Annotated in this window: 12 protein-coding genes and 1 tRNA gene; 6 read left to right on the top strand and 7 right to left on the bottom strand. The window is 58.5% G+C overall.

Features of this window, described 5'->3' with window-relative positions:
- Positions 1-179 precede the first annotated feature (179 nt).
- Positions 180-2,738 (bottom strand): glucans biosynthesis glucosyltransferase MdoH, encoded by a 2,559-nt coding sequence (gene mdoH / locus ACUXAC_RS10120; protein WP_084826418.1) that lies wholly within the window; start codon positions 2,736-2,738, stop codon positions 180-182.
- Complete coding sequence (gene mdoG / locus ACUXAC_RS10125; RefSeq protein ID WP_025302384.1) at positions 2,731-4,299, bottom strand: glucans biosynthesis protein MdoG; 1,569 nt, start codon at positions 4,297-4,299, stop codon at positions 2,731-2,733. Before mdoG ends, mdoH begins: the two co-directional genes overlap by 8 nt.
- A gap of 260 nt (positions 4,300-4,559) precedes the next feature.
- On the opposite strand from mdoG, the gene mdoC reads away from it, so the two are divergent.
- The 4 genes from mdoC (at position 4,560) to ACUXAC_RS10145 (ending at position 8,605) form a co-directional block, all read left to right on the top strand.
- Positions 4,560-5,690 (top strand): glucans biosynthesis protein MdoC, encoded by a 1,131-nt coding sequence (gene mdoC / locus ACUXAC_RS10130; RefSeq protein WP_060419569.1) that lies wholly within the window; start codon positions 4,560-4,562, stop codon positions 5,688-5,690.
- Between the two features lie 304 nt (positions 5,691-5,994).
- Entirely contained in the window at positions 5,995-6,219 is a 225-nt protein-coding gene (locus tag ACUXAC_RS10135) for a hypothetical protein (protein WP_038875417.1), read from the top strand.
- A gap of 283 nt (positions 6,220-6,502) precedes the next feature.
- On the top strand, positions 6,503-8,224 hold the full coding sequence (locus ACUXAC_RS10140; protein ID WP_038875414.1) for a potassium/proton antiporter: 1,722 nt from the start codon (positions 6,503-6,505) through the stop codon (positions 8,222-8,224).
- Positions 8,225-8,476: 252 nt separating this feature from the next.
- Entirely contained in the window at positions 8,477-8,605 is a 129-nt protein-coding gene (locus ACUXAC_RS10145) for a hypothetical protein (protein WP_019455877.1), read from the top strand.
- Positions 8,606-8,666: 61 nt separating this feature from the next.
- On the opposite strand, the gene ACUXAC_RS10150 is transcribed toward ACUXAC_RS10145, so the two are convergent.
- The 5 genes from ACUXAC_RS10150 to cho all read right to left on the bottom strand — a co-directional run bounded on the left by ACUXAC_RS10150 (position 8,667) and on the right by cho (position 11,037).
- Positions 8,667-8,798 carry a hypothetical protein gene (locus ACUXAC_RS10150; protein WP_387442473.1) on the bottom strand — a complete coding sequence of 44 codons (132 nt, stop codon included), beginning with the start codon at positions 8,796-8,798 and terminating at the stop codon, positions 8,667-8,669.
- Between the two features lie 69 nt (positions 8,799-8,867).
- A complete protein-coding gene (locus ACUXAC_RS10155) occupies positions 8,868-9,371 on the bottom strand; it encodes a YlaC family protein (protein ID WP_038875410.1) in 504 nt (167 codons plus the stop codon).
- Between the two features lie 123 nt (positions 9,372-9,494).
- Positions 9,495-9,794 (bottom strand): sigma-S stabilization anti-adapter protein IraP, encoded by a 300-nt coding sequence (locus ACUXAC_RS10160; protein ID WP_387442476.1) that lies wholly within the window; start codon positions 9,792-9,794, stop codon positions 9,495-9,497.
- Positions 9,795-9,979: 185 nt separating this feature from the next.
- Positions 9,980-10,076 (bottom strand) — tRNA-OTHER (locus tag ACUXAC_RS10165).
- A gap of 112 nt (positions 10,077-10,188) precedes the next feature.
- On the bottom strand, positions 10,189-11,037 hold the full coding sequence (gene cho / locus ACUXAC_RS10170) for an excinuclease Cho (RefSeq protein WP_100396533.1): 849 nt from the start codon (positions 11,035-11,037) through the stop codon (positions 10,189-10,191).
- Between the two features lie 216 nt (positions 11,038-11,253).
- Between cho and ACUXAC_RS10175 the strand changes: the two genes are divergently transcribed.
- Together ACUXAC_RS10175 and ACUXAC_RS10180 are read left to right on the top strand one after the other, a co-directional pair.
- On the top strand, positions 11,254-12,459 hold the full coding sequence (locus tag ACUXAC_RS10175; protein WP_100396532.1) for a macrolide efflux RND transporter periplasmic adaptor subunit EtsA: 1,206 nt from the start codon (positions 11,254-11,256) through the stop codon (positions 12,457-12,459).
- Complete coding sequence (locus ACUXAC_RS10180; protein WP_387442479.1) at positions 12,456-14,393, top strand: MacB family efflux pump subunit; 1,938 nt, start codon at positions 12,456-12,458, stop codon at positions 14,391-14,393. Before ACUXAC_RS10175 ends, ACUXAC_RS10180 begins: the two co-directional genes overlap by 4 nt.
- Positions 14,394-14,395: the final 2 nt, after the last annotated feature.

Consider the following 14,395-nt stretch of genomic DNA (forward strand, 5'->3'; position numbering starts at 1 on the left):
AGGAAGAGAGCTTCACGACATTGACTCTGAGCAAAGGGTTGTTTCGCGAGTGAACAACGCATCGGCCGCAGTCTACCACAGTTCCCTTTCTCCACCGGTACCGGCGCGCGTAAGCAAAAGGTAAAAAAAACGGGGAACGCGCCATGCGCATTCCCCGTCTGAGCGTTACCGTTCAGCGATTAACGTCGGCCCGTTGGGTGTGCCAGCGGGTTGTGCGGCAACTGCTGATAGTGCTCACGCCAGGCAGCGCCTTCCGGCAACAGCCAGACGCGCTGGTGCAGACGAGCCAGCGTGACCGGATCGCTCAGCAGCTCCAGACGTTTGCCCTTCACCAGCTTCTCCGGCCCCAGCTGCAGCGCTTCGTTCACCCGCTCCTCGCGGTTGCGATCGAGGGTAGCGCGCAGATGGTGACGCGCCGTCGCCAACGCCGTCGCCAGCGCGTTGAAGGACGGGTTGACCACCGCATGCATAAAGCCGTTGGTCAGCGCGCGGTTGCGGTTGAGATGCAGGTACTCTTCCGTCGCCAGCAACTCGCGCGGCGGGTTGTACTCTTCCGGGATCAGGAACAGCTTGGCGCGTTTGCTCTTCATGCCCAGCGTCGCGCGGCTCGACAGCACCGACACGAACGGCGACAGGATCAGCGAGAACACGATCGGCGCCAACCACCACAGGAAGCGCAGATCCAGCCACGCCATGCCGCCGGCCCACACCAGGCCCAACAACATCTGCGAACCATGGCGGCGGAACGCTTCGCCCCAAGGCGTATCGTCATCGTCACGCTGCGGCGAATTCCACACCACTTCCCAACCGAGGAAGGCGCTCACCACGAACACGGTATGGAACAGCATGCGCACCGGCGCCAGCAGCACCGAGAACAGCATTTCCATCAGCATCGAAATGAACAGACGGAACGCCCCGCCGTACTCTTTCGCACCCTTGGCCCAGATCAGCACGATGCTGAGCAGCTTCGGCAGGAACAGCAGCACCAGCGTGGTGGAGAACAGCGCTATCGCCAGCTCGGGCCGCCACTGCGGCCAAACCGGGAACAGCTGCCGCGGCTGCAGGAAGTATTGCGGTTCCATCAGGGTATGCACCACCTGCAATGCGGTGGAGAGCGCCAGGAACATGAACCACAGCGGCGCCGACAGGTAGGACATCACGCCGGTCAGGAACACCGCACGGTGCACCGGGTGCATGCCTTTCACCAGGAACAGGCGGAAGTTCATCAGGTTGCCGTGGCACCAGCGGCGGTCGCGTTTCAGCTCGTCCAGCAGGTTTGGCGGCAGCTCTTCATAACTGCCCGGCAGATCGTAAGCGATCCACACGCCCCAGCCGGCGCGGCGCATCAGCGCCGCTTCAACGAAGTCGTGCGACAAGATTGAACCAGCGAAGGAGCCCTCGCCCGGCAACGGCGCCAGCGCACAGTGCTCGATAAACGGCTTCACGCGGATGATGGCGTTATGGCCCCAGTAGTGCGACTCGCCCAGCTGCCAGAAATGCAGGCCGGCGGTAAACAGCGGCCCGTAAACCCGGGTAGCGAACTGCTGCACGCGCGCATACAGGGTATCCATGCCGGACGCCTTCGGCGCGGACTGGATGATGCCGGCGTTCGGGTTGGCTTCCATCAGACGCACCAGCCCGGTGAGGCATTCGCCGCTCATCACGCTGTCGGCGTCCAGGATCACCATGTAGCTGTACTCGCCGCCCCAACGACGGCAGAAGTCGTCGATGTTGCCGCTTTTGCGTTTTACGCGGCGACGGCGGCGGCGATAGAAGATGCGGCCGTGGCCGTCGACATCGCGGCACAGCTCCATCCACGCCTTTTGCTCCGCCACGCAGATGTCCGGATCGTAGCTGTCGCTCAGCACGTAGATATCGAAGTGCTCCAGCTGACCGGTGGCGGCGACGGACTCATAGGTCGCACGCAGGCCGGCGAACACACGTTCGACGTCTTCGTTACAGATCGGCATGATCAGCGCGGTACGGTGCGCCGGGTTGATCGGCTCATCGCCCTTGATGGTGGAGGAAATACTGTATTTGTCTTTGCCGATCAGCAGCTGCAGGAAGCCCATCAGCGCGGTCCAGAAACCGGCCGAGACCCAGCAGAACAGTACGGCGAACAGGATCAGAATGCCGGTTTGCAGCACATAAGGCAGCAGTTGCAGCACCGACTGCATCAGATCCTGATCCAGCATGGCGATAGGATCGATCAGCGCCCAGCCCTGATAAGGCAAGATGGTTTTCATATACCAGGTGGCGATGCCGGTCTGCACCAGCATCAGCACCAGCAGCACATAGCGGCGCATGGAGCCGACAACGCGCCAGCGGTTCTCGGCCTCGGCCTCCTCTTTGGTGGCGTGCCGATTGTGCGGCGAACGCCCCAGCAGAGAATCCCAGAAGCGCGCCACCGGGTTGGTACGCCAGGCTTCCGGGAACATGGTGGTTCGTTTGATCGGCGGCGTCGCCTTCAGAATGGCGCGCCCTTCGGCGTCGGTATCGAAGTCGTCATCGCTGACCGCATCCGGCCAGGCGCTTTCGATGCGCGGTTTGACCGAGGCCAACGCCACGTCATCCGCCGACAGGCTGTTGACGTTGGCGTCGGCGGCGCCCATCTGCCGATGAAGCGCCTCCAGTGCCTGAGCGTCATCCGCCGTGTGAGGGTTGAGCGCCTCCGACCGCTCGGCGGTCAGAGGCAGCGCCGCAAGATAATCCTGGGCGGGTTGAGTAGGCTTATTCATTGGCAGGTAGCTGATAGCTCCAGGTTTCCGACAGAGTCTTATCGCCATTGACCAGCGCCGCGCGCATTTCTACCGGCTTCTTGTCGTCTTTCACTTTCAGACGCACCGTCAGGCGCCAGCCTTTGGTCACTGGGTTATAGCGGACGTTGTTTTCTACCATTTCACCGTTGTCGCCGATGCTGATCTGAGAAGCGACCGGGGTGTTGGCGTCCAGCCCTTTCAGCACCGGGCCGACGAAGTCGACCAGGAAGGCCACGCTGCCGTCAGGCTCGCGAATCAGGTTGGACTGCTTCACGTCACCGGTCGAACGCATGGTCCGCGCCACATAGGCGATGTCTTGCGAATGCAGTTTGTCTTCATCGCGGGTGAAGTTCAGACGGTAGCTCAGCGTCAGCGGCTTTTTGGCTTCCGGCAGCGTATCCGGCGTCCAGAACGCGACGATGTTGTCGTTGGTTTCATCCGCCGTCGGGATCTCCACCAGCTCGACCTTGCCTTTGCCCCAGTCGCCCTTCGGTTCGATCCAGGCGCTCGGACGCAGATCGTAACGATCGTCCAGATCTTCATATTCTTTGAAGTTGCGACCGCGCTGCAGCAGACCGAAGCCTTTAGGATTCTCAACGGTATAGGTGCTGACGGACAGGTGTTTAGGATTGTTCAGCGGGCGCCAGATCCACTCGCCGTTGCCGGCATGGATAGACAGACCGTTGGAATCGTGCAACGCCGGGCGGTAGTTCAGCGTCGGCGACGGCTGGTTCGGCCCGAACAGGTACATGCTGGTCAGCGGCGCCAGGCCCAGTTTGCCCACCTTGTCGCGCAGGAACACTTTGGACTCGACGTCCACGGTGGTGTCGCGGCCCGGGATCACCGTGAAGCGGTAAGCGCCGGTGGCGCGCGGGGAATCCAGCAGCGCATAAATCACCAGGTGTTTGTCGCCCTGCTTCGGACGCTCAACCCAGAATTCGCGGAAACGCGGGAACTCTTCGCCGGACGGCAAAGCGGTATCGATAGCCAGGCCGCGAGCGGACAGCCCGTAAACCTGCCCTTTACCCACCACGCGGAAATAGCTCGCGCCCAGCAGGCTCATGATCTCATCGTTTTTGTCGGCGCTGTTGATCGGGTAAAGCACCTTAAAGCCGGCAAAACCGAGATTTTTCACCGATTCAGGGTCGTGTTTGACCGAACCGAAGTTGAAGTAATCCGGGCTGTACTTGATCTGTTTTACGCTGGTGGAGGTGACTTCGTTGATTTTCACCGGCGTATCGAAGTACATCCCCTGATGATAAAACTCAAGCTTGAAAGGGGTTTTCAGCTTGCTCCAATAGGCTTTATCGTGATTGAACTGAATCTGCTGATAGTCTGCGAACTTCATCTCGCGGAACTGAGAAGGAAGGTTGCTCTTCGGGGCTTCGAAACCTTTCGCGGCCAGATCCTGCGCCTGCTTGGCCACGTCATCAATAGAAAAGGCCCATGCCGGCGAACTGAACAGCGTGAACAATACGGTAGCACCTAACCAACGAACGCTCGCGGCGCGTGGTTGTCCGGATAATATATTAACTAGCACATCCCCCCCCTATTCGTGTGCTCAAATCATTTAAATCCATATTAATGGATTACTCAGCTTTCCGACAACATGATAAATGGATGGTTCATGTTTACGGCTCATTGTTTAAGCAGCTGATGGAACACCAGCGTAGCAAGCCGCGCAACAAGACGCTATGGAAAAATGCGGGGGGCTATAGTAGGGTTTCGGATAACAATTTAACGTTTGACGACTTATTAAGCGTGTTAATGAGCACCCGATTAAATCACCAGCGGTAATCTATGACTAAAGGCAGCAAACAGCGCGAGTTTTTCCTCGATTCGATCCGGGCCTATTTGATGTTGCTCGGGATTCCGTTTCACCTCTCCCTGATTTATTCCAGCCATGCCTGGGCGGTGAACAGCGCGTCCCCCTCCTTCTCGCTCACGGTGCTGAACGACTTCATCCACGCTTTCCGTATGCAGGTGTTCTTCGTGATATCCGGCTACTTCTCCTACATGCTTTACGAGCGCTACGAGCGCCACCAGTGGCTGAAGGTCAGGCTGGAGCGGGTGGCGATCCCGCTGTTAAGCTCCATCCCGCTAATTACGGTGCCGCAGTTTTTCATGCTGAAATATTTCACCGATAAATTAAACGGCTGGGATGAATTTTCTCTCTATCAGAAAATAAATGTAACAGTTTGGGAATTGGTTTCTCATCTGTGGTTCTTATTGACGCTGTCGTTGTTAACCTGTGCCTGCTTTTATCTGTTCCGTAAAATCAAGCGTCAAACTCGTGAGCATATTCCGGCGTTAATAAACAGACTGCGTGGATTAGGAAACATCTCACTGTGTTTCTTTATTTATGCGGTATGCTATTCGGCCGCGCACCGTATTATTTTAATTGTCGCGCCGCAGCTATTATCCAACGGCCTGTTCAATTTCGTGGTGATGGAGACGATGTTCTACCTGCCGTTCTTCATCCTCGGCGCTTATGCGTTTAAGTACGTGTGGCTTAAGGAGATTTTTCTGCGTCGCTCGCCGCTGGCGCTGCTCGGCTCGCTGCTGTTGTTTATCGCATATATGCTGAATCAAAAGCTGTTGGCGCACAGCAGCTATATGTTCGAACTGGAAGTGGTGATCAAAACCCTAATGGGGATCCTGATGACCAACGTGGTGTTCTCTTTCGGGCATAACCTGCTGAATTATCACTCGCCGCGCATCACCTATCTGGTCAATGCCTCACTGTTTATATATCTGGTGCACCACCCGTTGACCCTGATATATGGCGCTTTCGTGACGCCTTATATCGGCAACAACCTGTTGGGATTCTTGCTGGGCCTGCTGTTTGTGTTCTCGCTGGCCTTCGCTTTATATGAACTGCACAAGCGTATTCCGGTGCTGCGCTTCTTGTTCTCCGGTAAGCCGCAATAACCTTGCGCCCCTGCAAACCCGATCGTTTGCAGGGGTTTCCTGTCATCTTGCCGTCGTGCAAAAAGCCTATACTGGTGGTTTGCACGCAAAGCACACATTGCTCAGCCTGGCGCCGTCCGTTAGGGCAAAGTGATACGGCTGAATACATACCCTAATCGTTATAACTGCGATGCATAAGTAGAAATCCGGATCCCTGCCTTACGGTAGTGATTGGGCTCAACACCCCCGAAGGGCTGCGCGATCGTTTACTTCATTCGATGGCGTTAGCTGCATCTCCCTTCCGTCACGACAGAGAGGATTTTGAATGACTGATAAGAAGACCCCGGCTCAGGAAGCCGAAGTGGAAAACGCCACCCTGCTGAAGATCCTCGGCAGGCTGCTGTCCGCGCTGGACGCCTCAATCAGCGGCAAAGAACGCAGCGTTTTGGTCACTGAACTCTCCAACTTCAATCTCGACGGCATTTCCGAAACGGAAAGCAAGTTGGCCAGCGAGCTGATCAAACGGGCGCTGGAATCGCTCGACCACTAACCCTACCGCGCCTGCATACCATTGAGCCTGCCTGCGCGGGCTTAATGGTTTTTCCCTCAGCCACGATCGGCCATTGTTGCCAAAGCCGAAATACAGCAGCCTGATAATGTTGGAAAAAAGGCAGGATTCTCTCTCTTCTCCTCACTTTCTTCGGTTAATCACACCAAATGGCAATAATTGATCGGTTGTTTTCGCAATCAGCCTTGGCGTTTTACCCACTAAACACGCTATCATCGACACACGCGCAGTGCCCCCTATCCCCCAGCCTCAGGAGAACGATATTTTGGATGCCAGCACCATTAACAGTTTGTTCGTCATCGGTGCCGTGCTGGTGGGGGCAAGCATTCTGCTCAGCTCATTTTCTTCCCGGCTCGGCATTCCGATCCTGGTGATCTTCCTGGCGATCGGCATGTTGGCCGGCGTCGACGGCCCCGGCGGCATCGTCTTCAGCAATTATCCGGTCGCTTACCTGGTCAGCAACCTCGCGTTGGCGGTGATCCTGCTCGACGGCGGCATGCGCACCCGGGTCAGCTCGTTCCGCGTCGCCCTGTGGCCGGCGCTGTCTCTCGCCACCGTCGGCGTGGTGATCACCGCCGGCCTGACCGGCATGGCCGCCGCCTGGCTGTTCAATCTCGATCTGCTGCAGGGGCTGTTGATCGGCGCCATTATCGGTTCAACCGACGCCGCTGCGGTCTTCTCGCTACTGGGCGGCAAAGGCCTGAACGAGCGCGTCAGCGCCACGCTGGAGATCGAGTCCGGCAGCAACGATCCGATGGCGGTGTTTCTCACCATCACGCTGATTGCGATGATCGCCGCCGGGGAAACCGCGCTGAGCTGGACCTTCCCGCTGCATCTGATGCAGCAGTTCGGCATGGGCATCGTCTTCGGCCTGGGCGGCGGCTGGCTGCTGCTGACGCTGATCAACCACATCAAACTGGCGGACGGCCTTTATCCGCTGCTGGCGGTGAGCGGCGGCATTCTTATTTTCGCGCTGACCACCGCGCTGGACGGCAGCGGCATTCTGGCGGTGTACCTGTGCGGCCTGCTGCTGGGCAATCGGCCGATCCGCAACCGTCACGGCATCGTACAAACCTTCGACGGCCTGGCCTGGCTCAGCCAGATCGGCATGTTCCTGGTGCTCGGCCTGCTGCTCAACCCGCACGAGCTGCTGCCGATCGCCATCCCTGCCCTGCTGCTGTCGCTGTGGATGATCCTGTTTGCCCGCCCGCTGTCGGTGTTCATCGGCCTGCTGCCGTTCCGCAGCTTTACCCTGCGCGAACGCGGCTTTATTTCCTGGGTCGGCCTGCGCGGCGCGGTGCCGGTGATCCTGGCGGTGTTTCCGATGATGGCCGGGCTGCCCAACGCCCAGCTGTTCTTCAACGTGGCGTTCTTCGTGGTGCTGGTCTCCCTGCTGCTGCAAGGCACCACGCTGTCGTTTGCCGCCAAAAAAGCCAAGGTGATCGTGCCGCCGGCGCTGACGCCTATCTCCCGCGTTGGGTTGGATGTGCACCCGGAGAACCAGTGGGAACAGTTCGTTTATCAGCTTTCGGCGGAAAACTGGTGCGTCGGCGCGGCGCTGCGTGAGCTGAGAATGCCGCCCAACACCCGCATCGCCGCCCTGTTCCGCGGCAAAGAGCTGCTGCACCCTAGCGGCAGTACCCGCCTGCGGGAGAACGATATTCTGTGCGTCATCGGCCATGAGCACGACCTGCCGATCCTCGGCAAACTGTTCAGCCAGGCGCCGGCCGTGACGCTCGACGAGCGCTTCTTCGGCGACTTTATCCTGCAATCCGACGCCCGTTTAAGCGACATCTCGCAGCTTTATGGCCTCAATCTGCAAGACGACGTGGACGAGCAGCAGACGCTTGGCCAGTTCGTCATTCAGCTGATTGGCGGCGAACCGGTGATCGGCGACCAGGTGGAATGGGACGGCCTGACCTGGACCATCGCCGAAATGGACGGCAATCAAGTCAGCAAAATAGGCGTGCGGATCGTAACCGACTGACGCTGCCGCACCGGCTGCGTTACCAGACGAGGGAACTTCTGGCCTTAAGAACGTTCTTAATCACTATCATGATGCATGAAGTACGGCGTCGCTGAATTATATCCGGTTGATATAAAAACAATTTAACAGCGGCGCCAACAGGGATTAGGGATGTGAACGGTAAGACTCGATTTCTTTCGGTGATGATGATCATGGCGCTGGGCGTAGCGGCGCTCGATCTCAGCATCGCCGGTTTGGTCCATAGACTTTTAATTGGATAATTTCAACGTGACGCAGCGGGAACAAGAAAAAGACATTCTGGGGAAAATACTGGTGACGGTGTCCGCGCTTTGCCTGATTCTGGTGGCGGCGTTCCTCATCTGGGGATTCGTGCTGGATTGATACCGCGGAGGCTCAGAGATAAAAAAAACCGCCGCGGCGGTTTTTTTTATGGGTCAGGCGATCAGATCTTGCAACCTTCGCAGTCCGCTTCGCCTTCGAGGAACTCAGGGACCTCTTTTACCTTCTGCGCCGCTTTTTCTTCGGCTTTCGCCAGTTCGGCATCGATATCAAAATCGAAAATATCATCACTCATCGCTTGGTCCTCACTCTGCTTCACGTTCAAACGCTGAGTATAATCGACAAGCCGCCGGCCGGAAACCTTTCAGTTTGCCGCCGCCAGCTGCGGTGGCTCATCCTGCGGCTTTTTTCCGTAGGCCATGTCATACACGTCGTAGAAGTCGATTTCGCCCTTGTTGCCGATGATCACCCGCATCTTCTGTTTCAGCGCTGCGCCAATAGACGGCTCATCCAGCAGCTGCTGCACCGCATAAGGCGACAGCGCGCGGGTAAAGTACCATTCGCCGTTGTAGCAAACCCGCAGATCCAGCACCCCGATGTCCTCGAAGCGGTATACCGGCCGGATCTCTATCAGCAGCATGGCGAACATGAACAGCACGAAAGCGGTGAAGCCCAGGAAGGCATATATCCCCATGTACGGCACCTGGTACATCACGGCGATCACCGCGAAATAACCGGCGAACATGGCAAGGCACAGATAGCGGTGCGTGCGGGCGAATTCGCTGTTGAAGCGCGGCTTGCCGTCACGCCCTTCGCGCCGATTGATCTGTTCAATCTCTTTAACCAAGATGCTTTTAATCGCGTCCATCGTTACAACCTTATGCTGGAAACAGCATTGCCATCAAATCTCACCGCTAAAAGTAACACAAGTACAGTTTCGCCGGGTAGATCAGTTAGCCAACTTAATGGCGGCAACTGTTATAGTTCGGATTCAGCGCGGCTGGGCGGCCTTGCCTTGCGCAAACATGAACATGCGCTGGGCCACATCGTCGGCCTGTTTGATTTTCTGCTTTTGCGGTTCGTTGCTGCGTTGAATGGCGCGGGCGTAAGCGATTTCATGAGCCTGATCGATCATCGCGATGATCCGGTCACGTTCGGTCTTCTCCATATTGCCCAACATGGTGGTGATAATCGCCTGATAAGCGTTGGACGCGGAGGTCAGCGCTTTCTCTCTCGCCTCGAGGGCGGCGACGCGTTGCAAGAGTTCCTGCAGTTGCTCGGAGTGAGACATATCGACCTCCTGTTGCCGGGCAGCAAGCCTGCCTGATTACAGTTTAGCAAAGGATCGAAAGAGAAAGAGGAAGGAAAGCCAGCGGTTACGGTAAAGCACACCCGAAAATCCCAACGAGGAGCCGATAGTGCAAATCAACCCGGGTGCGCTTTACGGTAAGCGCGGTGAGATGAAGGGAAGAAAGCTGGCGCGCTATGCAGGACTCGAACCCGCGTCTATCAATTTTCAAGCCAAAACAAGCCATTATAAAACCAATCACTCTGCCAACTGAGTTAATAGCGCGTTCCTTCGCTTCGGGGCGCCATTATCCATAACAACATTATGGACTCAAGCTTTTTTAGCATAATGCCCTGAATTTACAGATAAGTCTTAGGTTATCGATAGCGCTATGGCGTTACGGCAGCTCAATAATCCGGTAATCGCCGGCGATGAGCGGCTTACACAAAATCTTGTAGCCATCGCTGTCAAAGTGGCTGGCCGCGCTCTGCAGCTGCTGTGCCTGCGCCAGGCTGCTGACCGAGCCCAGATAAAACCAATTGTGAATCACATGGTACTGGCGCAGCGTCTCGCCCTGTTCTTCCAACGCCACTCGCCCGGCGAACGGCCAACAGGCGATGCGTAGCTGTTCCAACGCCGCGCCGAGCCGCCGCGCATGTTCCTGCGCCGGCTCCATGCCGCAGCAGGCGCCGGCGCACTTGCGCAGGCTGTAGCGGAAGCAGGCTCGCCCGGCGGGCAGCTTGTCGATCCCCAGCTTGCCGTAACATAAACGATGCTCGTCGGCGATGGCGCGCAGCTTTTCCAGCGCGGCATGGCGATTGGCAAACAGCCCATAAAGGTGGGGCGTGACGGCGAAATCGATCTCTTTGGCGTGGGCAATCGTCACCGTGTCCGCCTGCAGACGCAGCGCGCACAGCTGTTTCGAGCGCCGCAGGCGTTTGTTGAACAGCGGCTGCTGTTGCTTGATCAATTGCGCCTCCAGCAGCAGTGCCCCCAACTCGCCCGCAGTTTCGATAAAGCTGATGCGCCGGGTTTGACGCAGCATTTTTGCCTCGTCCTGCGCGCGGAAATGCGCCATTACGCGGCTGCGCACGTTGACGCTTTTACCGATGTAAAGCGGCAGGCTTTCGCTTTCGCCGTGAAACACATAGACGCCCGGCCCTTTGGGCAACGGCGCCAGGCAGGCGCGCAGGTGCTCCGGGTATTGGTAAATGTCGAGTTCCGGCTCGAGGCGGTTTGGCATCATGACGGCGGCGTTATCCTGCTGATGAATGAATACTGGTTTTTTAGCCAGTATAGCGTGCCGTGCAGCCGGTTGCACACCCGGCGGATAATAACTCGCCGTGATCTTTAGCGCGAAAGCCTTTACTATCCCCTTTCCAGCGGGAAAGCGCCTCACGTTTAGCGCCAGTTCAAGCTGGCGCTGCCATGATGGCAGACTGGAACCGCCGCTTTTATCGTTATGGAAAACCTGGGTATGTCATCACTAAAACTCCCCTCCCGCCGTCTGGCGTTGATCGCCGCCATCGTTTTCATCGCCGTCGCTGTCGCGCTGGCAATCTATTGGCAACGCCCGCCGCAGCAGGATTACGTTACCGCGCCGGCCCGCCTGGGCGATATCGAAAACGCCGTGCTGGCCACCGGGCGGCTGGATGCCGTCGAACGCGTTAACGTCGGCGCGCGGGTCTCCGGCGAAGTCAAATCGCTGAAGGTCAAACTGGGCGATCGCGTCACCAAGGGGCAACCGATCGCCGACATCGACGATCTGCAACAACGCAACGATCTGCGCAACGCCGAAGCGGCGCTGAACGTAGTCAAAGCCAATATGTTAGCCAAACAGGCCTTGCTGAAACAGGCAGAGTCGCGTTTTAAACGCCAGCGCCGCATGCTGAACGACGAGGCCAGTTCGCGGGAAGACTTCGAGACCGCCGAAGCCTCGCTCGCCACCACTCGCGCCGATCTGCAGGCACTCAATGCACAGTTGGTGCAATCGCAGATAGAAGTCGAGAAGAAAAAAATCGATCTGGGCTATACCCGCGTGGTCGCGCCGATGGACGGCATTGTTATCGCCGTGGTCACGCAGCAGGGACAAACGGTCAACTCCAGCCAAAGCGCGCCGACCATCGTCAAGCTGGCGCGGCTGGATACGATGACCATAAAGGCGCAGATCTCCGAAGCCGACATCACCCGCATTTCACCGGGGCAAAAGGCGTACTTCACTATTTTTTCCGATCCGGATAAACGCTACGACGCCACGCTGCGCACCATCGAGCTGGCACCGGAATCGGTGATGAAAGACGACTCGCTCGCCGGCACCAGTTCCGCTTCCGGCTCCGGCACCTCGAACGCCTCGGTCTATTACAACGCGCTGCTGGACGTGCCCAACCCGGAAAACCGCCTGCGCATCGCCATGACCGCGCAGGTTTCCTTACTGCTCGGCGACGCGAAGAATGCCCTGCTGGTGCCGATCCAGGCGGTGCATAAAACCGAAGGAAAAGGGCAACAGGTACAGGTGCTGACTCAGGATCAACAGTTGGAAACGCGCGAAGTGACCACCGGCATCACCAACAACGTCGACATTCAGATCCTCAGCGGCCTGAAAGCCGGTGAAACCGTGGTGCTGTCGCAGCCCGCCGCCAAGTCGGCTGAGGATGGCATTTTCCTGTGAACGCGATCATCGAGCTAAAAGGCATCAGCCGAACCTACACCAACGGCGGTCAGGCGCAGACGGTGTTGAAAGACATCGATTTGACCATCGCCGCCGGCGAGCTGGTGGCGATCATCGGCGCCTCCGGCTCCGGCAAATCGACGCTGATGAACATCATGGGCTGTCTCGACGTACCGGATCGCGGCGACTACTACATCAGCGGCCAGAACGCCGCCCACCTGTCGCCGGACGAACTGGCCCGCCTGCGCCGCGAGCATATCGGCTTTATCTTCCAGCGTTATCACCTGATGCCCGATCTCAGCGCGCTGGGCAACGTTGAAATTCCGGCCATCTACGCCAACGCCCGGCGCGATCAGCGGCGGCAGCGGGCAGCGCAGCTGCTCGCGCGGTTGGGTCTGGAAGGACGCGAAGACCACAAGCCCGGCCAGCTTTCCGGCGGCCAGCAGCAGCGCGTCAGCATCGCGCGCTCGCTGATCAACGGCGGCGAAATTATCCTGGCGGACGAACCGACCGGCGCACTGGACACCCAATCCGGCCAGGAAGTGCTGGCGATCCTCAGCGAGCTGAATCAGCGCGGCCACACCGTGGTGATCGTCACCCACGATATGAACGTGGCACAACATGCGCAGCGCGTCATCGAGCTGCGGGACGGTGAGATCATCGCTGACAGCGGCCGCCAATCGGCACCCGCCGTCGCGCTGCCGCCGCCGAACCGCAGCCGGCAAAGCGGCTGGCAAAGCCTGATCGACCGCACCCGTGAATCGCTGCACATGGCGCTGAAAGCGATGAACGCCCATCGCCTGCGCACCGCGCTGACCATGACCGGCATTATCTTCGGCATCGCCGCCGTCGTTACGGTCGTGGCGCTGGGCGAAGGGGCCAAGCAGCGCACGCTGGAGAATATCAAGGGACTTGGCACCAACGTGGTAAGCATCTATCCGGGGCGTGATTTCTTCGACGACGCCATCGACAGCATCCGCACCCTGGTGCCGGCCGATGCCGACGCGCTGGCGCAGCAAAGCTTCGTCGACAGCGTCAGCCCGGAGGTCAGCGCGTCCGACAGCATTCGTTTTCGCAGTAAATCCGCCACTGCCTCGATCACCGGCGTCGGGCGCGACTATTTCCGCGTCAACGGCATCACGCTGGTGCAAGGCGCCACCTTCCGCGACGATCGCAACGCGCTGCAGGAAGTGATCATCGACGACAACGCGCGCCAGGCGCTGTTCGGCGATTTCGGCGTCGAGCCGCTCGGCCAGATCGTGTTTCTCGGCTCGGTGCCGGCGCGGGTGGTCGGCGTCGCCAAAAGCGAACGCAACTATGCGCCCAACCGCATCAGCGTCTGGATGCCCTACAGCACGGTGATGTACCGCATGGTCGGCAAAACCACGCTCAGCGGCATTACCGTGCGGCTGAAGGATGACGTCGCCAGCGAAGCCGCCGTCAGCGCCATTACGCAGTTGCTGACCCAGCGCCATGGCGTCAAGGATTTCATGACGTTCAACCGCGATCAGTTCCGTAAATCGATCGAGCGCACCTCGATGACGCTCAGTTTGCTGATCCTGATGGTGGCCTCGATCTCGCTGGTGATCGGCAGCCTGGGCGTGATGAACATCATGCTGGTCTCGGTGACCGAGCGCACCCATGAGATCGGCGTGCGCATGGCGGTCGGCGCAAGGCGCGGCGATATCATGCAACAGTTCATGATCGAGGCGGTGCTGGTCTGCCTGATCGGCGGCGCATTGGGCATCGCGCTGTCGTTCGCCGCCGGGTCGCTGTTCACCTCGCTGGCGGGCGGCATGTTCACCGCCATTTATTCCTGGCAAGCCGCCGCGACGGCGTTTTTCTGTTCAACCTTAATCGGCATGATCTTCGGTTATCTCCCCGCCCGCAAAGCGGCAAGGATGGATCCGGTCGTTTCATTGGCCAGCGAGTAACC

This window comes from Serratia sp. 121840015-1 (assembly GCF_053627655.1).